Genomic DNA, 21,852 nt, shown 5'->3' with positions numbered 1-21,852 from the left:
ATTACACAAAAGGTAACGAACCATTGCTGCCCCGCCGCAGTTGAGGTGGTACTGAAGGTCTCGGTTATTGGCTAAGTGATAAATAAAGAAGCCCGGTACTTACCGGGCTTCATTCAACAACAGCGTTTTAATAATCGATTAATTATTATCTTCTTTCTTCATGTATTTGAAGAAATCACTGTCGGGGGCTAACACCATCACGTCAGATTTGCCATTGAAGCTGGCACGGTAGGCGTCCAAGCTACGCAGGAAGCGATAGAATTCCGGATCTTTTTTGTAGGCATCCGCGTAGATCTTAGCCGCAATGGCATCGCCCTCGCCTCGCATGACCTGCCCTTGGCGTCTAGCATTTGACAAGGTAACCACGACGTTAGCATCAGTACGCGCTCGGATTTTTTCCGCCTCTTCCTTACCTCTAGCACGGTGTTCCTTGGCCACTGCTTGACGTTCAGCTCGCATACGTTGGTAAATGCTGTTACTGACGTTAGCGGGCAAGTTGATCTGCTTAACCCTCACATCAACCACTTCAATCCCAAGGTCAGATGCACTTTTCGCCGCATTTTCCAAGGCTCGGCGCTGCAGTTCATCACGGGTACTACCTTCTCCCTGGCGACTAGCATCTTCACTGACCCCAGACACAATTTCCTTAATGGTGCGTTTACCAAACTCAGTACGCAAATCACTGTTGATCTTACGTTGTAATAACGCTTCGGCATTAGCTTTAATACCGCCATTAGTGGCCAGATAGTACATTTCAAAATCTTTGATACGCCACTTCACGTAAGAGTCCACCATCAGGTCTTTCTTCTCGGAAGTAACGAAACGATCTGCGGCACCATCCAACGTCTGGATACGAGCATCCAGATAGCGGATTTTATCGATCAATGGGATCTTGAAGTGTAACCCTGGGGTGTATACCCGGGTCACCATCTTACCATCAACATTGTCTTTCACCACTTCACCGAAGCGCGCCACAATTGCCCGTTCGCCTTCGTTCACCACCATCAGCGAAGACAGCACAATCCCAACACAGAAAACAGCAACTACCAATAAAATTCTGTTCATGGATTATTCCCTCCCCTGGCGAGTACGATCTTCACGGGGAAGCCGTCCAGAAATACTGGTATCGCTGTCTCCAGCGTTACGAGACTTCATGCCGAAATTAGTGACAGGATCGCCGCCATGACTATCGGTCGCGGCCGATGTTGGCGATGGAGTCGCTGTGTGCTGTCCTGATAACAATTTATCCAGCGGCAGATACAACAGGTTGCCGTTGCTTTTCGTATCGACTAACACCTTGCTGGTATGGCTATAGACATCCTGCATAGCATCCAAATACAAACGGTTGCGAGTCACCTCTGGCGCCTGTTTATATTCAGGTAATAACTTTTCAAAACGAGCAACCGCACCTTCAGCATCTTGGACAACCTGCTCTTTATAAGCACGAGCATCTTCACTGATACGTTGTACCTGACCACGCGCTTTAGGCTCAATTTCTCGTTCATAAGCTTCGGCTTGACGAATATAGGTCTGCTCATCTTCCTGTGCAGCGATGGCATCATCGAAAGCTTCTTTTACTTCTTCCGGTGGTCGTGCTGGCAGGAAGTTCACATCGACGATGGTCAACCCTAAATTATAAGGTTTGACTATCCGTTCAATTTCCGCCCAGGTGTCATCACGGATCTGTGCCCGGCCTGTGGTCAGGATATCATCCATATTGGAGTGACCCACCACGTAACGCAGAGCGCTGTCTGTCGCTTCGCTGAGGCTAGAACGCGGATCCACTGCACTGAACAAGAACTGGTAGGCATTAGTCACCTTATACTGCACATCCAGTTCCACCTGCACGACGTTTTCATCACCGGTCAACATGCTGCCAGAGGCCGGCAATGAGCGAACAGATGAAATATCCACAGGTGTGACGCTGTCGATGAATGTCGCTTTCCAGTGCAAACCGGCACCAACGTCCCCAACATGCTGGCCAAAACGTAACACCACGCCACGCTCAGCTTCCTTGATGGTGTAAAAACCAGAAAAGGCCCATACAGCCACAGCAATCGCCAGCACAATCACTACTGCGCCGATGCTAAAACCTGATCCGCCTCCTTTGCCACCAAATCGTTTGGACAGATTGCGGAACACTTCGTCCATATCTGGCGGTCCTTTGTCATTGCCGCCCTTATTTCCCCAAGGATCATTACCCTTGTTACCGGGCTCATTCCAAGCCATTTAATACTCCGTTAAAGGATGAATTAAAGAGAATATTAACAGACTGCATTATCTTCTTCAGGAATGTAGACCAGACGCATAATCTCGCCTTCACTCTGTTTGATAAGCCGCTGCCAATCCGCTTCAGGCAAACGCACGGACAGAATACAGTTCCCCAAGTCGTCATACGCTTTCTGCTGTATCGCGTCCAGGTTATAAAACTGGCCAAGATAATGGCCTTTCGCGGCTGGGATTTTTAGCGTCACACTGACAATTGTGCTGCCGGTGATCTGCTCAATCGCCTGCTTCAACAGATCCAGTCCCAAGCCTTTTTGCGCTGAAATCCATACTCGAGAAGGATGTCCATCAGCGTCGATATCTATCTTAGGTTCCACCTCATCAAGCAAATCAATCTTATTGAAAACAACTAGCTGCGGTATTTCACCAGCATCAATTTCACGCAGCACTTCCTGTACTTGTGCAAAATTGTCATCCATATTGCCATCGGCACAATCCACTACGTGCAGCAACAAGTCTGCCTGACGAGTTTCCTGCAATGTCGCTTTAAATGCCGCGACCAATTCATGAGGCAGATGACGGATAAACCCCACGGTGTCCGCCAAAAATACTGCACCATGTTGCAGATCCAGTTTACGTAATGTTGGATCCAACGTTGCAAACAACTGATCCGCTGCATAGACAGTGGATTCAGTTAACGTATTGAAAAGCGTAGATTTACCCGCATTGGTGTAGCCCACCAGAGAAACTGTGGCAAGATCGCTGCGCTGACGAGCTCGACGGCTCTGTTCGCGCTGCTTGTCCACTTTCTCCAAGCGGCGATTGATATACTTGATGCGACCGCGCAATAAACGACGGTCAGTTTCCAACTGTGTTTCACCGGGGCCACGCAGACCAATACCACCTTTTTGTCGTTCAAGGTGAGTCCAGCCCCGAACTAGGCGCGTTGACATGTGGCGCAATTGCGCTAGCTCCACCTGCAACTTACCTTCGTGGGTACGGGCGCGTTGGGCAAAAATATCGAGGATCAGCGTGGTACGATCCAACACCCGGCACTGGCACAACATTTCCAAGTTGCGCTCTTGAGCAGGACTCAACGCGTGGTTAAAAATCACCACATTAGCCTCTGTCGCCGCTACCATTGTGGCTAATTCTTCGGCCTTACCGGTCCCGACAAAATACTTGCGATCAGGTGCCTTCCTGCTACCAGTGATTACCCCAACCGACCGAGCGCCGGCAGACTCCACCAGTAACTGCAGTTCCAGTAAATCTTCCCGACTATCTTCATCGGTAAATTCAATGTGCACCAGAACGGCAGTTTCCCCCGCTTCATAGCGTTCAAACAAGAAGTAACCCCTCGCTATTACTGCTCACTGCTGCTGTCATCACCGGCCGTATAACCAGCGGCTTGCGCGCCTTGATGACCACTTCCCATATTGAATGGACGGGAAGGTACCACTGTTGAAATCGCGTGCTTGTATACCATCTGACTTACAGTGTTTTTCAGCAGAATCACAAACTGATCAAAAGACTCTACCTGCCCCTGCAACTTAATGCCGTTAACCAGATAGATTGAAACCGGAACACGTTCACGGCGTAACGCATTCAAAAATGGGTCTTGTAAAGATTGCCCCTTAGCCATTTTTATTTCCTTTTTGCTTTATATGTATTAATCCAACAGTGACACTTTCTTATTTAGTTTTAGTATTATACAGCAAGGACCATTAAGCTAGCGGCATTGATGTATAAGTGTAACTAAATTTCCTGCTGCACCGCTCTCGAGCCAATTCAGTCCAGGCCATCCCCGTAACCATGTTAATTGACGCTTAGCCAATTGCCTAGTGGCGGCTATGGCTTTTTCTGTCATAGCAGTGTAGTCATAATCGCCATCAAGATACTGCCAACATTGGCGATATCCGACACATCGCATCGAAGGCAAATCCAGATGCAGATCACCCCGAGCTTTTAAATTGGCTACCTCATCGATAAAACCGGCAGCCAACATCTGTTCAAACCGCAACGCAATACTTTGGTGGAGCTGTGCACGCTGCGCTGGAGCCACTGCAAATTGCACCACGTCATAAGGCAACGCATTACCTTTCGTCTGCGTTAGTTCGGTCAACGTCTTGCCACTGATGCGATAGACCTCTATGGCCCGCGACAAGCGCTGCGGATCGTTAGGATGGATCCGTGCGGCGGCATTCGGATCGATCTGAGCGAGTTGTTCATGCAGTGCCAACCAGCCGTTGCTGGCAACTTCTGCCGCTATCTCCGCCCGGACGTTTTCGTCAGCACTAGGCAATGGCGATAATCCGTCCAGCAATGCCTTGAAATACATCATGGTGCCGCCCACCAACAGTGGTGTTTTCCCTTGTGCCAGCACCGCTTCAATCTCCCGCAGACAATCTGCGCGAAAATCCGCTGCGGAATAACTTTGCAACGGGTCCAGAATATCAATCAAACGGTGCGGAGCCCGTTGTAACTCTGCCGCCGAGGGCTTAGCGGTACCTATGTCCATCTGCCGGTAAATCAGTGCCGAATCGACGGAAATGATTTCACAGTTGTGGTGCTCCGCTAGCGCTAACGCCAGTGCTGTTTTTCCGGAGGCTGTCGGCCCCATCAGGGTAATAACTCTGGGTAATGCCTCAGTCACACTACAGTTCCAACCATTTACGCCAAGGCAATACCTGGGCCAATTTAAAAATCCGCGCCTTAGCCGTGTCGTCCAACACGCTGAGCATCTGCCAAACGGTTGGGGCTGAGACAAAGCCTTGCGTACTCTTTTGCGCTAGCCATTGCGCCAATTCGCTATCTGCCGGAACGCCTTGTAGCAACCACTGCAACAGTTCCGGCACCAGTTCCGCAAGCTGCGTGTCTCTGAGATATGGGGGTACTTTTTTGATTATCAACTGCTGATAACGAATATTGAGTTCTAACCCCAAGCGATTCAGTAACACTTGCTGTTCCTCAAGCACAGACTTCCATTCTTCGACAAGATCCAGTGCCACGGGCATCAACAGCGGCTGCGCAGGTAATCCCTGAGGCAGCTTATCGGCAATCTGCTGATATTTGAGTTGCTGCGCCACAGGTTTTATCGGTAACAACAGCAGTTTGTCAGCGTCAGTCAGTACCCAGAATTCACCATCCAGCAGCGGCGGCATTGTGGGCACAACATCGCTTGTTTCATTGACGTGTCCAGGAGTACTGAGCAACGCCCCGTAGCTGTGCAGAACGGCTTTAGATGGCGTTGTAGGTGCCGTGGAAGTCCTTCCGCCACCGCTATATGTCGCTGTGGAACTTGTTTCCCGTTGAGGAGCAAAACTCCGGTCATCAGCAGGTTGCGAAGCAAATGACCGCGGCGGCTCACTATACGGATACTCGCTTAATTGCGGCTTAATGGGAAATGGGGCTGTCGGCAACAATGTTGCCGATTGTTCCAATGCCGACGTTAATGCCTGCAGAATAAAATCATGTACGTATCGCGCCTGATGAAAGCGGACTTCGTGCTTAGCCGGATGCACATTCACATCCACTTGATGAGGGTCTAACTGCAACATCAACACATAACCTGGCTGCTCGATTTCATCAAGATCTGCAAACGCCTGCCGCACCGCATGATTGACCAGTCGGTCACGCACGAGTCGGCCATTGACATAAAAGTAATGGGTGTCCTGTAATTCTCGTTGTTGTGGTGATTGCAGATAACCGCTCAGAGACAGATCATCATGCTGGCATTCAATTTTTACGGCTTGCTCGGCAAAACTGCGGCCAGTGACCTGTGTTAAGCGTTGTAAGAACTGGTTGTCAGTATTGGCGGGCCGATAATGCCGTACCTGCTTGCCGTTGTGCTTGAGTGTTAGCTGAATATCCGGGCGCACCAACGCCATGCGTTTCAACCATTCATCAATATGGGCAAATTCAGTCTTATCACTTTTGAGAAAACGCCGACGCGCCGGAGTATTGAAAAACAGATCGGCCACTTCAATGGTCGTCCCCACGGGATGTGCCGCAGGTTGCAGCTTCACCGCCATTTCTGAACCTTCGGCGTATGCCATCCAGGCCTCGGACTGTGCAGAGGTGCGGGATGTCAGCGTCAAACGAGAAACTGAACTGATACTTGCCAAGGCTTCCCCACGAAAACCAAAGCTAAGAATCGCTTCCAAATCATCTAAGGTATGTAGCTTTGAGGTGGCGTGCCGCGACAACGCCAGCGGCAAATCATTTTGTTCGATGCCACTGCCATTATCCTGAATACGGATCAGCTTGGCCCCACCTTTTTCAATGTCGATATCGATGCGGGTTGCGCCCGCATCAAGACAGTTCTCAACCAGCTCTTTAACGACTGACGCCGGACGTTCTACCACTTCACCGGCAGCAATCTGGTTAGCCAGTTGCGGCGGCAATATCTGAATAGCCATGTCAACCTCAGGCTCTAGGAATGATCAGCTGCTGACCGATACGCACGACGTCTGATTTCAGATTATTGGCCTTTTTAATCGCGGCCACAGACACCTGATAGCGCTGCGCAATAATGGATAATGACTCACCGCTGGCAACCTTATGTTTGATGTTGCCGCGTTTAGCCAACAAGGTGCCTTCCGGTGGATAGCTCTCAAAATACTGGCGGATCCCCTGCGCGATTGCAGTGGCCAGTTGTTCCTGATGTGTTGGGCTTTTCAGCAGTTTTTCTTCTGACGGATTAGAAATAAAACCGGTTTCCACCAGCAAAGAGGGGATGTCTGGTGCCTTCAGCACCGCTAGGCTGGCATACTCTGGATTTTTCTTATGTAAACGCGTCACTTTGCCAAGATCACTGAGAATATTGCTGGCAACCCGATAGCCTGTTGAGCGGGAATTATCCATTGACATGTCGATCAACGTCCGCATCAAATACTGTTCATTATCGGTGTTTTGAACAATTTCACCCACGCCGCCGAGCAGATCGGACACCTTTTCACTTTGTTCCAGTAATCGTCCCATTTCACTGTTGGCGCGACGATTGGACAATACCCACACCGATGAGCCTCGGGGTTGCGGTGAGGTAAATGCGTCGGCATGAATCGACACTAGCAGATCGGCTTTAGCTTCACGAGCCAACTCAGAGCGCCGATTGAGTTCAACAAAATAGTCTCCGGCGCGGATGCGAACCGCCTTAATTCCTGGAACTGTGTTCAGTTTAGCCGCCACTCGATTGGCAATCTGCAACGCGACCATTTTTTCGTAAGTACCCGAAGGGCCAATAGAACCTGGATCATCACCGCCATGCCCCGCATCAACAGCAATCACCACATCACGGTCGTCCGCTGCGCGATTATCCACTTCGCGGGCGATGCTGCTGGTGCCACCGAGTTCAAAGTCCACTACCAGTCGATCACCATAAGGGCCGGTGGGCGGCAATGAAAACATATTGGCTTTCGCTGGTTGGTTGAGGTCAACCACCAAGCGCAACGTGCCCTTTGCCGGTGGTGAACTGAAGCGTATACGTTTAACCAGCTTGCTGTTATGGCTGAGTTTTTCAAGGACTGACTTGGCACCACGGGTATCGCTCAGGTCAATCACCAGGCGTTCAGGATTTTTTAGGGTAAAAGAGTCGTACTGAGGCTTTGTCGCAAGGTCGAACACTACCCGTGTAGAATCCGGTGCTGCCCAGATCCGTACACTGTTGAGTGTATTGGCCGCCTCGGCAGGAAAAACCACCGTAAAAAATAGAAAAAAAACTATATATTTTAATAAGATGTTATTAGTTCTAGGCATCGTTCTGTAATTTTTCTAATAGCATCCTTCCGGAATCCGAGCAGGCGCTGATGACAACTTCTCGCTCAGTATTAACATACTTAATATGCAGCTGTATATCCGCTGGTGGTAAACAGCCGTCACCGCGTTCTGGCCATTCAACAATGCACACGCTGCGGTTGTTGAAGTAATCACGGATCCCCATGTACTCCAACTCTTCGGCGGAACTTAGCCGATACAGATCAAAATGGTAAACGTCCAGCGGTTCGAGCTCATAAGGTTCTACCAACGTATAGGTTGGGCTTTTCACGTTCCCCTGGTGACCGAGTCCCTGGATCAGTCCACGACTGAAAGTGGTCTTTCCCGCCCCAAGTTCACCGGTAAGATAAATCACCAACGGCGGAGCCAATAAGCCAGCAAAGCGTTGACCTAAAGCCACGGTTTGTTGTTCATCCTTAAGATGCAAAATTAATGATTGCAGACTTGTCATTTTCTCAGGGATCCAAGCTCAGGGCCTTCTGGCCCGTGTTATTCCGTATTCACTAGACGACGGATCCAAGGCATCAGATCACTGGCAAGCATCCCACGTTCACCGTCGCGCGCTGCGAGGTCTGCCGCCTCACCATGCACTACGACTGCGGCAACTGTTGCTCGGCAGTTATCTAACCCTTGCGCCATCAGCGCGCCGATTATACCAGATAACACATCACCACACCCACCGCTGGCAAGGCCTGGATTGCCAACCGGTGCAACATACAGCATTTCACCATCGCAGATCAGTGTGCCCGCACCTTTTAACAGTACCGTACCACCATATTTCTGTTGCAATGCACGCACCGCAGCAAAGCGATCGGTCTCGACAGTTTGTCCATCGCAACCGAGCAATCGGGCGGCTTCTCCGGGGTGAGGCGTTAACACCCACTTGGTTTGTTGTTCTGGTTCACTACTGAGCATATTCAGGGCATCAGCGTCGACAACCGCTCGTTTATCCGTCAATCCCGCCGCCTTAAAGAGGTTATAACCCCAGTCTTGACGACCAAGGCCCGGTCCCAACACTAAGACATCAGCCCAGCCGAGTCGCTGATACACTTCCATATCCACCAGCTCACAACTGCGAAACATCAGTTCCGGGCGACCATCGTTGATGGTCAACTGATGTTCAGGACGGCTGATGACGGTGACAAGACCAGCACCGGCACGCAGACAGGCCTCACCGGCGAGTCGGATAGCACCTGCCATGCCGTGGTCACCGCCGATAACCGTCACCTTACCTGACTTTCCCTTGTGACTATCACGTGGTCGCGCCTTAAAACAGGCAGACAAGAAATGCCGATCCACCCGTAATACATTGGATTCGGGCAAATAAGGTGTCAGACCAATATCGGCGAATGACAGCTCACCGCAACAATGACGGGCTCGACCGGTAAGCAGCCCCTGTTTGACCGCCCCCATAATCAGAGTGATATCCGCCATAACGGCAGCACCGGTGGCGGCGCCAGTATCTGCCACAATACCTGAAGGTAAATCCAGACTGAAAACCAAGGCTTGGCTGTGATTAATACGTTCAATCAATGCCGCCACCTGTGGTCGCAATTCGCCACGCACACCGGTTCCCAGCAACCCATCGACAATAATGTCGGCTTCAGGCCATTCATCAGCAGTTATCTGTGCAAACTGGAACGCCTGCAACTGTTGCCAGGCCTGCTGCCATTCGGCGGTGGGCATGCGGGCAGGATGCAGCAGCAACGATGCCTCAACCCCGGCCTGCAGTAAATGGCGCATACATACCAAGGCATCGGCGCCATTATTGCCTTGTCCGGCAATGACCAAGACTTTCTGAGGTAATTTGAGATGTTGTTTGAGCAGCTCGAATGCCGCTTTACCAGCGCGTTCCACCAGTTGATAAAGAGGCCCTTCGTCAGCCGCAACCCAGGCAAGTTCAGCCTGTCTGACCGCGGCGGCGGTATACAAACGAGAAGGTAAGTGTGACAAGTCCTGTGCCATAGCTGTTCTCCGGAACTTTCTGTACTGCCGAGATATAAGTTCTGTCAGCGTATTGCTGATCTTACGTTAGGCAGACTAACAACCCTGTCACCAGCGGTTTATGACCTATATCAGAAGATCATACTATTGCCATAAAAAAGCCCGGTGAAAACCGGGCGCAATAAAAGTGCTATTTATCAACCGTAAGCATTAAAACTTAAATGTCTTCCATTCTGATAGTGCTGTGAACCAGACGATGCTGGTGAATTTTTTCCACCCGCACGAGGTCTTCCAGCGCACTTTTTACTTCCGCTGAAGAGGAGGAGGCTGCGGTTTTTTCCAGCAATGCAATCAAAGCATTGTCGAGTTCGAGATGCAATTCAAGTACATCATCTTCACTCATGTTCGCTGGTAACATCACATCCTGACAACGCTTTTTAAAATCTTCAAACACAAAGTCTTTATACCAAGCATCAAGGATCTTTGACGGTGCCGCGTCGATATAGTCTTCCAGATGCTGGGCGACATCTTTCTGGTGTTTTTCAAAATATTCCAGCACCAGTTTTGCCCGGGAAGAATCAGCCTGATTATGTAATCTGTGATACATCTTGGCCATATCAAGACGACATTCAGCGATATAATCCAGAAGTTCACGCAGTTGTTGGATACGCATCCGGCACCCTCCATTTTGGTAGCGATTTGCTGAGGTTGATTCGAACTGTGTTCATTATGAAAGCAAACGCCTGTTGAATACATGACTGCCGTCATAATTTGCAGGTAACGGCCAACCTTATATTAGTGATCATGCAACAAACCTGCGATGGATCACGAAATCCGTCTCGTCAATCCTGAACACAGCAACAGTTATTCCGCGCCAGTATAATCTGCTTTAAAAAAGAAAAGCCAATGTATACAGCAAATAAGCAATTTTGATTGCCGCTGCTATGGCTAGCTAAATAGGGCTGAAAGGGAAGATTGGAGCGACATACCGGGTTCGAACCGGTGACCTATACCTTGGCAAGGTATCGCTCTACCAACTGAGCTAATGTCGCAAAGAGAAAAACACCCGAACTTGGAGCGACATACCGGGTTCGAACCGGTGACCTATACCTTGGCAAGGTATCGCTCTACCAACTGAGCTAATGTCGCATCTACTGTCAAAAACAGTAACACTATTCGGGAGTTGGAGCGACATACCGGGTTCGAACCGGTGACCTATACCTTGGCAAGGTATCGCTCTACCAACTGAGCTAATGTCGCACCGCATTCCTACCAGTGTTGAGAACCAGCAGGAAGGTGAGGCCGCATTATAGGCAAATTTCTACCCCCTGCAACCCCCCTGATGACAATTATCTGTCAAACGCTCAAATTTTAAATACCCGCTCCCGGTAAAACTTCAGTTCCGCAATAGATTCCTGAATATCCTGTAAGGCTTGGTGGGTATTTTGCTTTTTGAAATCTTTCATAATTTCTGGCTGCCAGCGCCGCACCAGCTCTTTGATGGTACTGACATCAATATTGCGATAGTGGAAATAATTTTCCAGCTCAGGCATGTATTTGTTCAAAAAACGCCGATCCTGACCGATGCTGTTGCCACACATGGGAGACACACCTTGCGGCACATACTGCTGCAAAAATGCAATCGTTTCACGAATGGCATCCTGTTCACTGTAGTGGCTGGCCTGCACCCTGGCGATCAAGCCAGATTCGCCATGATGTTGCTGATTCCAGTCATCCATGGCCGCCAATACTGCATCACTCTGGTGGATGGCAATTACCGGGCCTTCGCCAACAATATTGAGCTGTTTGTCTGTCACCAAGGTGGCAATTTCAATTATGCGGTCAGTTTCCGGCTCCAGTCCGGTCATTTCCAGGTCTATCCAAATCAGGTTTTCTGCATCGGCTGCCATAGTGCGCCCTTCTCTCTGCTGCCATATTCAGGCTTTTTTATTCAAGACCGTGTATCATACTGCTTTTTTAAGCCAGTCAACAAACCAAGGTATCCGTGAGCAAAAAGAAGCTGACCCATGGCCAGTTGCGCCGCATGAAAGCAAACCATGAAAAACGCTTGCAACGCGGTAGTAGCACTGAGACTACAGCCACTGAATTACAGGATAATCTGCTGGGGCCAGAACAGGAAGGCACAGTGATATCGCGCTTTGGCCAACATGCTGATGTGGAAACAGACACCGGTGAGCTAGTACGCTGTAACCTGCGCCGTACCATAGGCAGTTTGGTGTGTGGTGATAAAGTGGTTTTTCGCCAAGCGATTGATGCTAATCACACAATTCCAGGGATCGTGGAAGCCGTGCATGAGCGCCACTCCAGCCTTACCCGCCCTGACCTTTATGACGGTGTGAAAGTAGTGGCGGCCAATATTGATCAGATCCTGATTGTTTCCTCCGTGGTCCCAGCATTTTCCAGCCAGATCATTGACCGTTACCTAGTGGCCGCTGAAGACTGTGGTATTCCCCCGGTGATAGTGCTCAACAAAATTGACTTACTGACAGAAGAACAGGCTCCCGTAATTGATAAAGCGTTAGAGCAGTATCGCGCTATTGGTTACCAAGTGTATGAAGCCAGTGGCCGCACTGGCGCTGGCATTGAAGAGTTAAAAGCCTTGTTGGATGACAAGGTCAGCATCTTTACCGGCCAGTCAGGTGTAGGGAAATCGTCGCTGATCAATGCCGTGTTACCCAATGCCAAACTGCTTATTGGTGATATATCAGACAACTCTGGGCTGGGCCAACATACCACGACAACATCAAAACTATTGCACCTGCCATCAGGTGGCGATCTGATTGATTCTCCCGGTGTACGAGAATTTGCCCTGTGGCATCTCAGCGCCGAGCGTGTTAGCTGGTGCTTTGTAGAATTTCGTGATTATCTGGGCGGCTGCAAATTCCGTGATTGCAAACATCTGGACGACCCCGGTTGCCGATTGCGAGAAGCAGTCGAGCAAGGCAAAATTGCCCAGGATCGCTTTAACAACTACCACCGCATTATTGCCAGTCTCGATGAACAACGTCATGCACGTCAGTTCCGCGCTGGTGTGGATGATTTTTAAACATCGTAAAGAAGGAACTCTACCTTGGACAAACTGAAGATTGCACTGCAATACTTGTTGCCCAAACATCTGCTTTCTAGAGTGGTTGGCAAATTGGCTGCCGCGGAAGCTGGCGCGTTGACAACTAACGCCATTCGCTGGTTTATTAAACATTACGGCATCAATATGGCCGAAGCGCAGCTCCCAGAGGCTGCAGATTACCGTAGTTTCAACGCATTCTTTACCAGAGCGCTAAAAGCGGGAGTCCGTCCATTGTGCAATGACCCGCTGTATCTGGCCCATCCAGTCGACGGTACCGTCAGCCAATGTGGCGCCATTGTGAATGGCAGGATTATTCAGGCCAAAGGTCATGACTATAGCGCGTTGGCGCTGCTGGGCGGTGAAGAAGCGCTCGCGGCACGTTTTGATGGTGGTGACTTCGCCACTATCTACCTAGCCCCTAAGGACTATCATCGTATTCACATGCCAATAGATGGCGTGCTGTCAAAAATGATCTATGTTCCCGGCGAACTATTTTCAGTCAATCCGTTGACCGCCCGCCATGTCCCAGGACTATTTGCCCGTAATGAACGGGTAGTGGCAATTTTTGAAACCAGCATCGGCCCGATGGCGATGGTATTGGTAGGCGCAACGATTGTTGCCAGTATTGAAACCGTCTGGGCGGGGACAGTAACGCCACCAACCGGAGATAAGGTATTCACCTGGGATTATGATACCCAAGGAGACAACGCCATCACCCTGCGCAAAGGTGAAGAGATGGGGCGTTTTAAGCTCGGTAGCACAGTAGTATTGCTGTTTGCTAAAGATGCACTGGCGGAATTTGCTGAGGGCGTTGAAGCGGAAGCAGTGACCCGTATGGGTGCTGCTTTTGCCAAGATTGCTGACAGCACCGAGATCTGAACAGATGTTTACGATGTCGGATATCGCCATCGCAATGAAAGGCTGATGTGGTTGTGAGAGGCTGATTATGTTGGTTTTTGCACATCGAGGTGCCAGCGGCTATGCGCCAGAAAACACCCTCAAGGCGATGATGTTAGCTGCAGAGCTAGGTGCTGATGCCGTCGAGCTTGATGTACATAATGTGGAAGGTGAGTTGTTGGTGTTTCATGACCGGCAGTTGGCTCACAAAAGTACTGGCAGTGGCCTAATCCACCGTAAAACACTGCAAGAGATCGCCGAATTACGGGTGGGCGGTGAACCGATCCCGACACTTAAGCAAGTGCTACAAGCGTTGAATGGCCGCTTACTGGTCAACATCGAATTGAAAGGGATCGGCTGCGTGGCGCCATTTCTAGTGCAATATCCAGAGTACCTTAACGCGCTCGGATACCGTCCTGAACAACTATTGATTTCCTCCTTCAACCACCCTTACCTACGCCAGGTAAAGTTACAGTATCCAGAGGCACATGTTGCACCATTGCTGGCCAGTATTCCTGAAGATCTGGCGGCCTGCGCCAGTGCCTTAGACGCTGTAGCACTGCATGTGGATATCAACTTTATCAGCCATCAGTTGGTTGCCGATGCCCATCGCCGTGGTCTGAAAGTAAATGTCTATACCGTTGATGATGCTGACGATATTCGTGCCCTCCAGCAACTCGGCGTCGACGGCATTTTCAGTAATTTGCCAGATAAAGCCAAGCAAGTCCTTGGGGAGACTGGCGCGGAGAATTACAGCGATTGGTTTGAGTAAACTCAGCTTTGATTATTGCGCTGCGCCCAGCTACCTACAACAATGAAGGTAGCGACAACCAGTAATAACATCCACATGGCTGACATATGCGCCAACTGTCTGGCAAGCCAAGGGCTGACAACCACGATTAACATGCCGTAACCAAATGCGTTCAACACAATGAAAATCAGCGTGCGCACAACGAAGTTGCGTGCGCCCAACTGGCGCCGCAACCAGCGGTTTACATCGGCACCAAACACCAGCACGATGCATGCAACCATAGCAGTAGCAATTTCACTCAGCCAAGGATGCAGCATAGCGCCAAATTTGGTTAAATATTCAACAAGATAATGCATTTTATAACAAGCACTGGTCGTAGATGACTGCCAGCATATAGGTATCTGAAATGGTTCACAAGTTGCTACTGCTTACCCGTGAAAATCAACACTACCAGACACTACTGCAACAACTGGCATTACCAGAACTGACATTACTGGATGATTCACCTACGGCTATTCGCGAAGCTGATATCTGGTTAGCCGAACCTGCGCTGGCAGCGCCATTATTGCCTCTCGCCGCTAAACTGCAGTGGTTGCAATCGACTTTTGCTGGGGTGGACAAATTGCTCACGCCCAAGAGTCGTCAAGATTATCAACTTACCAATATCAAGGGGATTTTTGGTCCGTTGATGAGTGAATACGTTTTTGGTTATCTGTTAGCACACTGTCGTCAACAGCAGCGGTATCGACAACAGCAGCAACAAGCGTTGTGGTCTCCCGGCGAATACAACAGCCTACAGGGAAAACAGATGTTGCTGTTAGGTACAGGTTCTATCGGTTGTCATATTGCCACTACCGCGCAACATTTTGGCATGAAGACCATCGGGCTCAATCGCAGCGGAAAATCAATAATGCCGTTTGCGCAAATCATTACTGAAAGCCAGCTAACGCTAGCGTTGGCGGCAGCCGATGTGGTCGTCAATACCTTGCCAGCATCAGCTGCAACCACAGAGATACTCAATAGAGAACGTCTTAACTGTCTGAAACAAAGAGCGTTACTGTTCAACGTCGGTAGAGGCAACGCTATTGACTTAGAAGCACTGAGTGAATTGTTGCTCAGCCGGCCCGATATCACCGCCATCCTGGATGTGTTTCCACAAGAGCCCTTGCCTGCCAACCATCGCTTATGGCAGCAGACTAATGCATTCATCACACCACACATATCAGCACCGAGCTTCCCGACACAAGTGGTAGAGATTTTTGCTGATAACTACCAACGCTGGCGACAACACCATTCGCTGAAGTATCTAGTGGATTTCAGCCGTGGTTACTGACGCTATCGAATATATCGCACCTAATCATTAGGTTTTGACGCCCTCAAGAAATGTAACCTTTTGAATTTTTTATTGATTAAAAAACAACATGTGATCCCCCCAGAAAAACCATCAAACACTATTGTTATTGAGAACTATTTTTATTTATAATAATAACAATTCCCATTTCAAGTGTTCTGGAGTCTAGCAGTTATGTATGTTTGTCTGTGCCACGCCATTACGGATACTCAGATAAGACAGGCTGTCAGCCAGGGAGATACCAGTCTTAAAGAAGTTCGCCAGCGTTTAGGTGTTGGTGATCAGTGCGGTAAGTGTAGCCGTATGGCAATGCAGATCATCCAGCAGCAACTGGAGCTGGAACCTAACTACTACGAAGTCGCTTGACGTCAATTCTTAATAATGAAAAAGCCGCAGAGAATGCGGCTTTTTCATTACGCTTCAGTCATTATCTAACGGGACATCGCTACTGGTATCTGCCACTGGCGCGTCCTGATTGATCTCAACACTGTCTACCCGCTGCAAGCCTCTTGGCAATTTCGCACCACGGCGCCCACGTTCACCACGATAATATTCCAAGTCACTGCTTTTCAGGGTTAACTTACGTTTACCGGCCCACAACGTAACACTGGCGCCCTGCGGCACCAGATACAGGTGCATCAACAGCTCTTCACGCAGTTTCGCACGCTCTGATGGAATGCCGATGATTTTGTTCCCCTTGCCCTTGGCAAGTTGCGGTAAGGCATCAACCGCGAACAACAACATCCGCCCTTCATTAGTGATCGCTAGAATGGCGTAATCCACCCCGCTTTCCAAGCGCCGTGGAGTTAACACCTTGGCATTGGCCGGTAGACTCAATAAGGCTTTGCCCGCTTTATTGCGTGAGACCATTTCCTTGAATTCACATACAAATCCATAGCCAGCATCACTTGCCAGCAGGAACTTGTTGTCATCGTCGCCAAGCAACACATGTTCCATAGTCTCACCTGGAACTAAGTTAAAGCGAGTGGTGATAGGCTCGCCCTGACTACGGGCAGAAGGCAGTGTATGCGTTTCGGTAGCAAACGCTCGTCCTGAACCGTCGATAAATACTGCCTGCTGATTGCTACGGCCGGTGGCCGCACACAGGAAATTATCTCCCGCTTTATAGGAAAGTCCTGCAGCATCAATATCGTGGCCTTTGGCACAACGGACCCAGCCTTTCTCCGACAGAATGACCGTAACGGCTTCAGTCGGGACCAGCTCCTGTTCTGACAACGCCTTGGATTCTGCGCGCACCACCAACGGTGAACGACGATCGTCACCGTAAGTTTCTGCGTCTGCCTGCAGCTCTTTCTTAATCAAAGTCTTAAGGCGACGTTCGGAACTCAGCAACAGTTGCAATTGTTCCCGTTCTTTTTCCAATTCATCCTGCTCAGCGCGAATTTTCATCTCTTCGAGCTTGGCCAAATGCCGCAGTTTCAGTTCCAGAATGGCTTCAGCCTGCTTGTCACTGAGATTGAAACGGCGCATCAGTTCTGCTTTAGGTTCCTCATGAAAACGAATAATTTCAATAACTTCGTCAATATTGAGGAAAGCAATCATCAAGGCTTCGAGAATATGCAGTCTGGACAAGACCTTATCTAAACGAAATTCCAGACGCCGACGTACCGTGGTGGTGCGGAAAGTGAGCCATTCGCTGAGCAGTTGCTTCAGACCTTTCACCTGTGGCCGACCATCCAATCCCAATACATTGATGTTGATGCGATAGCCTTTTTCCAGATCGGTAGTGGCAAATAGATGTGCCATCAATTGTGCGCAGTCCACCCGGTTAGAACGCGGCACAATGACCAGTCGCACTGGGTTCTCATGATCCGATTCATCACGCAGATCGGTCACCATTGGCAGTTTCTTGGCTTGCATCTGCGCGGCAATCTGTTCCAGCACTTTGCTAGAACTGGATTGATGCGGCAACGCAGTTACCACGATTTCACCATCTTCCACGGTATATACCGCACGCGCTTTGATGCTGCCACGCCCGGATTCGTAGATTTTGGCAATCTCTTCCGGCGGCGTGATAATTTCCGCTTCAGTTGGGTAATCGGGGCCGGGAACGAACTCCATCAAACGCGGCAGATCCGCAGTGGGGTTGTCCAGCAATTCAATACATGCCAACGCCAGTTCGCGAGCATTATGGGGCGGAATATCGGTGGCCATCCCCACCGCAATACCGGTAATACCATTCAGCAGAATATGTGGCAGTCGCGCCGGTAACACTATCGGCTCTTTAAGAGTCCCATCAAAGTTGCTGCCCCAATCTACAGTGCCCTGCCCCAGTTCACTGAGCAGCACTTCCGAAAAGCGCGACAGACGCGCTTCAGTGTAACGCATAGCAGCGAAGGATTTTGGGTCATCCGGGGCGCCCCAGTTTCCCTGACCGTCCACCAGCGGGTAACGGTAAGTAAAGGGCTGAGCCATCAACACCATCGCTTCATAGCAGGCACCATCCCCATGTGGGTGATATTTACCCAGCACATCGCCCACGGTACGAGCTGACTTCTTATATTTGGCGGTCGCTGCCAGCCCCAATTCGCTCATCGCATAGATGATGCGCCGCTGCACCGGTTTCAGGCCATCACCTATGTGAGGCAGTGCGCGGTCCATAATGACGTACATTGAGTAATTGAGATAGGCATCTTCCGTGAAACGCCGCATCGGGATCTGTTCCACGCCATCCATACTCAGGGCCAATGGATCACTCATGATCGTTTTCCTGTACCGTAGTTATGATTGTTATTCATCAGCTTCATCTGCACTGTTGCCTTTATAAAAAAGCCGGTAGATGTTGCCTTTCAGATCGTCAGAAATATATACCGAGCCATCGGGAGCCAATGCCAGAGAATAAGGCCGCGCCACGGGGAACTCACCATCAAGGAAACTTACCAAGGTAGAACGGCTGACGACTTTATCGCCCTCCATTTTTAACAGCACAACCTGGTAGCCCACTTTACTGGAGCGGTTCCAGGAACCATTTTCCGCCACCAGCATCTGGTGCTGATATTCCGCAGGGAACTGACTGCCGTCATAAAACAGCAACCCCGTGGGAGCGACATGGGCGGGAAGCTCAAACACGGGAGGTTCGATAATGAGGTTTTTCGGTTTGTCATATGCGGGTTCCTTAATGGATTTACCATGCATATATGGAAAGCCGAAATGCTCACCTGAGGCATCAACTCGATTAATTTCATCTGGCGGAATATTGTCCCCCATCCAGTCGCGACTGCTGTCGGCAAACCACAGTTTGTTATTCACCGGATTCCAATCAAAACCGACGACCTGACGGATACCAGTAGCAATCTGCTGCGATTCACCGCTATCCACATCTAGGGCGATGATACTACCAAACGGCGCGACGGGCTCACACACATTGCAAGGTGCGCTAATTGATATATACAGCCGTCCATCCGGCCCGAATTTAATACCGCGGGTACTTTTATTCCCTTTGCCAGGCAACCGGTCATAGATCTCCTTTGGTCGACTTGGCCGCTTAAGCCTTTGTTCAATATTGTTAAACACCACAATACGATCATCCAGAGCGGCATAGAGATCACCGTTATGAAACGCCAGTGCTTCTGGATAACTCAGATCTTTAGCCACCAAATACCGCCGATCGACTCGACCATCGTTATTACTATCGACCAATGCGGTTATAGTGCCACTCTTACGAGAACCCACAAACAGCGTTCCCTGATCCCCCACAGCAATCTGCTTGGCATCACCTAACTCTGTGGCATAAAGAGAAACGCCAAATCCTTTGGTTACGGTGATCATTATCGACTGCGCCGCATTAGCGGTGCCGTATCCTAAGGCTGTTCCCAGCAGTAACAAACCTGCACCGGCCTTCCTGCCGATTCTGTTACAGAAATTCATCATAACCTTGCCTTTGCTCTTGGTTTCAGGCATTTGTGCAATCAAAACTCGGCCAGATCTCCTTTGGTTTCCAGCCAAGATTTGCGATCACCAGCCCGCTTCTTCGACAACAGCATATCCATCATTGCGTCGGTCTCCTCCGCATTATCAATGGTAAGCTGTACCAAACGGCGGGTATTGGGATCCATGGTGGTTTCCCTAAGCTGCAGCGGATTCATCTCCCCCAGCCCTTTAAATCGGGTCACCTGCACTTTGCCCTTTTTGTTATCTGCCGCTAAGCGGCTGAGGATGCTTTGTTTTTCTTCTTCATCCAGTGCGTAATACACCTCTTTTCCTATATCAATACGGAAAAGTGGTGGCATTGCTATGTAGATATGGCCCTGTTCAACCAAGATTTTAAAATGTTTTAGGAATAATGCGCACAACAACGTCGCGATATGCAAACCGTCTGAATCGGCATCCGCCAACACACAGATTTTGCCATAACGTAATTCGGAAATATCATTGCTGTCTGGATCGCAGCCAATTGCCACCGAAATATCGTGAACTTCTTGTGAACCAAGCACCTGCGAACCATCAACTTCCCAGGTATTAAGAATTTTACCGCGCAGCGGCATGATAGCCTGAAACTCTTTGTCACGTGCCTGCTTGGCACTGCCGCCGGCTGAGTCACCTTCCACCAAAAACAGTTCTGTGCGGTGATTGTCTTGACTGGTGCAATCGGTCAGTTTCCCTGGTAACGCTGGTCCGGCAGTGACCTTCTTACGTGCAATTTTCTTGGCGGATTTGAGCCGTTTTTGCGCGTTGCTAATGCACATTTCAGCCAGCAACTCGGCTTGATCCGTATGACTGTTAAGCCATAAACTAAATGCATCCCGAACGATACCGGCAACAAATGCAGCACATTGGCGGCTGGACAGCTTCTCTTTGGTCTGTCCAGCAAACTGGGGATCCTGCATCTTTACCGACAGCACAAACGAGGCTTTATCCCAGATATCTTCGGGGCTCAGTTTAACGCCACGTGGAATAAGATTCCGAAACTCACAGAATTCGCGCATGGACTCCAATAATCCTTGCCGAAACCCGTTAACATGAGTGCCCCCCAATGGGGTTGGGATCAAGTTGACATAACTTTCGTTAAGGCAGTCGCCACCTTCTGGCAACCAAGTAATCGCCCAATCAGCAGCTTCAATCTTGGTGCTAATGCTGCCGACAAAGGGCTCTTCCGGCAACGTCAGCGCATCTTTAATAGAATCTTTCAGGTAATCGGTCAGACCGGCTTCATAGAACCATTCTTGTTCTTCACCCGACTGTTTATTGACAAAACGAATGCGCAGACCGGGACACAACACCGCTTTAGCACGCAGTAAATGCGTCAGCTTGCTGATGGAAAAGTTGATCGAATCAAAGTAGCGCTCTTCGGCCCAGAACTGCACCCGGGTACCGGTATTACGGCGCCCACAGCTCCCAGTAACATGCAACGCTTCAACACGATCGCCATGCTCAAAGGCAATATCATAGACTTGACCATCGCGGCGAACGGTAACTTCAACCCGCTTTGATAGCGCGTTAACTACCGAGATACCCACACCATGCAGCCCGCCAGAAAATTGATAATTTTTATTGGAGAACTTACCACCGGCATGCAGTTTGGTGAGGATCAGCTCAACGCCAGGGATGCCTTCTTCCGGGTGAATATCCACCGGCATACCACGGCCGTCATCAATGACTTCCAGTGAGTTGTCTGGATGCAAAATCACATCTATTTTACTGGCAAATCCCGCCAACGCTTCATCGACACTATTGTCGATCACTTCCTGCCCCAGATGGTTGGGCCGCGTGGTGTCCGTATACATGCCGGGACGACGTTTGACCGGATCCAGTCCGTTCAGAACTTCAATGGCATCAGAGGTATATTGATTTGTCATAGCGCGT

20 protein-coding genes and 3 tRNA genes are annotated in these 21,852 nt (G+C 49.8%); 5 read left to right on the top strand and 18 right to left on the bottom strand.

The genetic code is table 11. From position 1 onward, the window contains the following. Positions 1-138 precede the first annotated feature (138 nt). From hflC to orn, 14 genes are all read right to left on the bottom strand, one after another. Complete coding sequence (gene hflC / locus IE064_RS11700) at positions 139-1,065, bottom strand: protease modulator HflC (RefSeq protein WP_189617978.1); 927 nt, start codon at positions 1,063-1,065, stop codon at positions 139-141. A gap of 3 nt (positions 1,066-1,068) precedes the next feature. Beyond that, positions 1,069-2,229, bottom strand: coding sequence for an FtsH protease activity modulator HflK (gene hflK, locus IE064_RS11695; protein WP_189617977.1), 1,161 nt, complete (start codon positions 2,227-2,229; stop codon positions 1,069-1,071). A gap of 35 nt (positions 2,230-2,264) precedes the next feature. Next, positions 2,265-3,572 (bottom strand): ribosome rescue GTPase HflX, encoded by a 1,308-nt coding sequence (gene hflX / locus IE064_RS11690; RefSeq protein WP_189617976.1) that lies wholly within the window; start codon positions 3,570-3,572, stop codon positions 2,265-2,267. Positions 3,573-3,589: 17 nt separating this feature from the next. Further along, positions 3,590-3,868, bottom strand: a complete 279-nt coding sequence (hfq, locus tag IE064_RS11685) for an RNA chaperone Hfq (RefSeq protein ID WP_133037951.1) — start codon at positions 3,866-3,868, stop codon at positions 3,590-3,592. Between the two features lie 87 nt (positions 3,869-3,955). Further along, positions 3,956-4,846 (bottom strand): tRNA (adenosine(37)-N6)-dimethylallyltransferase MiaA, encoded by an 891-nt coding sequence (gene miaA / locus IE064_RS11680; RefSeq protein ID WP_229800018.1) that lies wholly within the window; start codon positions 4,844-4,846, stop codon positions 3,956-3,958. 34 nt (positions 4,847-4,880) lie between these two features. Continuing rightward, a complete protein-coding gene (gene mutL / locus IE064_RS11675) occupies positions 4,881-6,644 on the bottom strand; it encodes a DNA mismatch repair endonuclease MutL (protein ID WP_189617974.1) in 1,764 nt (587 codons plus the stop codon). 7 nt (positions 6,645-6,651) lie between these two features. Then, entirely contained in the window at positions 6,652-7,980 is a 1,329-nt protein-coding gene (locus IE064_RS11670; RefSeq protein ID WP_189617973.1) for an N-acetylmuramoyl-L-alanine amidase, read from the bottom strand. Further along, a complete protein-coding gene (gene tsaE / locus IE064_RS11665; RefSeq protein WP_373295267.1) occupies positions 7,973-8,440 on the bottom strand; it encodes a tRNA (adenosine(37)-N6)-threonylcarbamoyltransferase complex ATPase subunit type 1 TsaE in 468 nt (155 codons plus the stop codon). The genes IE064_RS11670 and tsaE overlap by 8 nt, the downstream gene beginning before the upstream one ends. A gap of 47 nt (positions 8,441-8,487) precedes the next feature. Next, the gene (locus tag IE064_RS11660; RefSeq protein ID WP_189617971.1) at positions 8,488-9,963 is read right to left on the bottom strand and encodes an NAD(P)H-hydrate dehydratase; all 1,476 of its coding nucleotides are present in this window, start codon (positions 9,961-9,963) and stop codon (positions 8,488-8,490) included. A 196-nt stretch (positions 9,964-10,159) separates the two neighbouring features. Next, positions 10,160-10,615, bottom strand: coding sequence for a ferritin family protein (locus tag IE064_RS11655; protein WP_133037956.1), 456 nt, complete (start codon positions 10,613-10,615; stop codon positions 10,160-10,162). Positions 10,616-10,918: 303 nt separating this feature from the next. Continuing rightward, positions 10,919-10,994: transfer RNA gene (locus IE064_RS11650), tRNA-Gly, on the bottom strand. Between the two features lie 21 nt (positions 10,995-11,015). Then, a tRNA-Gly gene (locus IE064_RS11645) sits at positions 11,016-11,091 on the bottom strand. A gap of 35 nt (positions 11,092-11,126) precedes the next feature. Continuing rightward, positions 11,127-11,202 (bottom strand) — tRNA-Gly (locus IE064_RS11640). Positions 11,203-11,306: 104 nt separating this feature from the next. Beyond that, a complete protein-coding gene (orn, locus tag IE064_RS11635; RefSeq protein ID WP_189617970.1) occupies positions 11,307-11,852 on the bottom strand; it encodes an oligoribonuclease in 546 nt (181 codons plus the stop codon). 95 nt (positions 11,853-11,947) lie between these two features. On the opposite strand from orn, the gene rsgA reads away from it, so the two are divergent. The 3 genes from rsgA (at position 11,948) to IE064_RS11620 (ending at position 14,699) form a co-directional block, all read left to right on the top strand. Then, the gene (gene rsgA, locus IE064_RS11630; protein ID WP_189617969.1) at positions 11,948-13,009 is read left to right on the top strand and encodes a small ribosomal subunit biogenesis GTPase RsgA; all 1,062 of its coding nucleotides are present in this window, start codon (positions 11,948-11,950) and stop codon (positions 13,007-13,009) included. A gap of 24 nt (positions 13,010-13,033) precedes the next feature. Further along, entirely contained in the window at positions 13,034-13,909 is an 876-nt protein-coding gene (gene asd / locus IE064_RS11625) for an archaetidylserine decarboxylase (RefSeq protein WP_189617968.1), read from the top strand. Positions 13,910-13,976: 67 nt separating this feature from the next. Beyond that, positions 13,977-14,699, top strand: a complete 723-nt coding sequence (locus IE064_RS11620; RefSeq protein ID WP_189617967.1) for a glycerophosphodiester phosphodiesterase — start codon at positions 13,977-13,979, stop codon at positions 14,697-14,699. Between the two features lie 2 nt (positions 14,700-14,701). On the opposite strand, the gene IE064_RS11615 is transcribed toward IE064_RS11620, so the two are convergent. Continuing rightward, the gene (locus IE064_RS11615) at positions 14,702-15,034 is read right to left on the bottom strand and encodes a DUF3392 domain-containing protein (protein WP_189617966.1); all 333 of its coding nucleotides are present in this window, start codon (positions 15,032-15,034) and stop codon (positions 14,702-14,704) included. A gap of 50 nt (positions 15,035-15,084) precedes the next feature. On the opposite strand from IE064_RS11615, the gene IE064_RS11610 reads away from it, so the two are divergent. Together IE064_RS11610 and IE064_RS11605 are read left to right on the top strand one after the other, a co-directional pair. Beyond that, entirely contained in the window at positions 15,085-16,011 is a 927-nt protein-coding gene (locus IE064_RS11610) for a D-2-hydroxyacid dehydrogenase (RefSeq protein WP_189617965.1), read from the top strand. A gap of 192 nt (positions 16,012-16,203) precedes the next feature. Continuing rightward, on the top strand, positions 16,204-16,395 hold the full coding sequence (locus IE064_RS11605) for a bacterioferritin-associated ferredoxin (protein WP_133037963.1): 192 nt from the start codon (positions 16,204-16,206) through the stop codon (positions 16,393-16,395). A gap of 54 nt (positions 16,396-16,449) precedes the next feature. Here the strand turns inward: IE064_RS11605 and parC are convergent, their stop codons facing one another. The 3 genes from parC to parE all read right to left on the bottom strand — a co-directional run bounded on the left by parC (position 16,450) and on the right by parE (position 21,845). Continuing rightward, entirely contained in the window at positions 16,450-18,750 is a 2,301-nt protein-coding gene (gene parC, locus IE064_RS11600) for a DNA topoisomerase IV subunit A (RefSeq protein ID WP_189617964.1), read from the bottom strand. Positions 18,751-18,780: 30 nt separating this feature from the next. Continuing rightward, on the bottom strand, positions 18,781-19,818 hold the full coding sequence (locus tag IE064_RS11595) for a PQQ-dependent sugar dehydrogenase (RefSeq protein WP_229800016.1): 1,038 nt from the start codon (positions 19,816-19,818) through the stop codon (positions 18,781-18,783). A gap of 140 nt (positions 19,819-19,958) precedes the next feature. After that, positions 19,959-21,845 carry a DNA topoisomerase IV subunit B gene (gene parE / locus IE064_RS11590; protein ID WP_189617963.1) on the bottom strand — a complete coding sequence of 629 codons (1,887 nt, stop codon included), beginning with the start codon at positions 21,843-21,845 and terminating at the stop codon, positions 19,959-19,961. Positions 21,846-21,852 lie beyond the last annotated feature (7 nt).

The sequence above is a fragment of the Shewanella fodinae genome (assembly GCF_014651955.1).
GTDB classification, from domain to species: domain Bacteria; phylum Pseudomonadota; class Gammaproteobacteria; order Enterobacterales; family Shewanellaceae; genus Shewanella; species Shewanella fodinae.
The sequence above is the reverse complement of the archived record's forward strand: the minus strand, read 5'-3'. Positions and strand labels throughout refer to the sequence as shown.

What these genes read in the sequence shown, in the direction of transcription:
- hflC (WP_189617978.1), bottom strand. Translation starts at nt 1,065, where the DNA reads ATGAACAGAATTTTATTGGTAGTTGCTGTTTTCTGTGTTGGGATTGTG.
- hflK (WP_189617977.1), bottom strand. Translation starts at nt 2,229, where the DNA reads ATGGCTTGGAATGAGCCCGGTAACAAGGGTAATGATCCTTGGGGAAAT.
- hfq (WP_133037951.1), bottom strand. Translation starts at nt 3,868, where the DNA reads ATGGCTAAGGGGCAATCTTTACAAGACCCATTTTTGAATGCGTTACGC.
- miaA (WP_229800018.1), bottom strand. Translation starts at nt 4,846, where the DNA reads ATGGGGCCGACAGCCTCCGGAAAAACAGCACTGGCGTTAGCGCTAGCG.
- mutL (WP_189617974.1), bottom strand. Translation starts at nt 6,644, where the DNA reads ATGGCTATTCAGATATTGCCGCCGCAACTGGCTAACCAGATTGCTGCC.
- IE064_RS11670 (WP_189617973.1), bottom strand. Translation starts at nt 7,980, where the DNA reads ATGCCTAGAACTAATAACATCTTATTAAAATATATAGTTTTTTTTCTA.
- IE064_RS11660 (WP_189617971.1), bottom strand. Translation starts at nt 9,963, where the DNA reads ATGGCACAGGACTTGTCACACTTACCTTCTCGTTTGTATACCGCCGCC.
- IE064_RS11655 (WP_133037956.1), bottom strand. Translation starts at nt 10,615, where the DNA reads ATGCGTATCCAACAACTGCGTGAACTTCTGGATTATATCGCTGAATGT.
- orn (WP_189617970.1), bottom strand. Translation starts at nt 11,852, where the DNA reads ATGGCAGCCGATGCAGAAAACCTGATTTGGATAGACCTGGAAATGACC.
- IE064_RS11620 (WP_189617967.1), top strand. Translation starts at nt 13,977, where the DNA reads ATGTTGGTTTTTGCACATCGAGGTGCCAGCGGCTATGCGCCAGAAAAC.
- IE064_RS11615 (WP_189617966.1), bottom strand. Translation starts at nt 15,034, where the DNA reads ATGCATTATCTTGTTGAATATTTAACCAAATTTGGCGCTATGCTGCAT.
- IE064_RS11610 (WP_189617965.1), top strand. Translation starts at nt 15,085, where the DNA reads ATGGTTCACAAGTTGCTACTGCTTACCCGTGAAAATCAACACTACCAG.
- IE064_RS11605 (WP_133037963.1), top strand. Translation starts at nt 16,204, where the DNA reads ATGTATGTTTGTCTGTGCCACGCCATTACGGATACTCAGATAAGACAG.
- parC (WP_189617964.1), bottom strand. Translation starts at nt 18,750, where the DNA reads ATGAGTGATCCATTGGCCCTGAGTATGGATGGCGTGGAACAGATCCCG.
- IE064_RS11595 (WP_229800016.1), bottom strand. Translation starts at nt 19,818, where the DNA reads ATGATCACCGTAACCAAAGGATTTGGCGTTTCTCTTTATGCCACAGAG.
- parE (WP_189617963.1), bottom strand. Translation starts at nt 21,845, where the DNA reads ATGACAAATCAATATACCTCTGATGCCATTGAAGTTCTGAACGGACTG.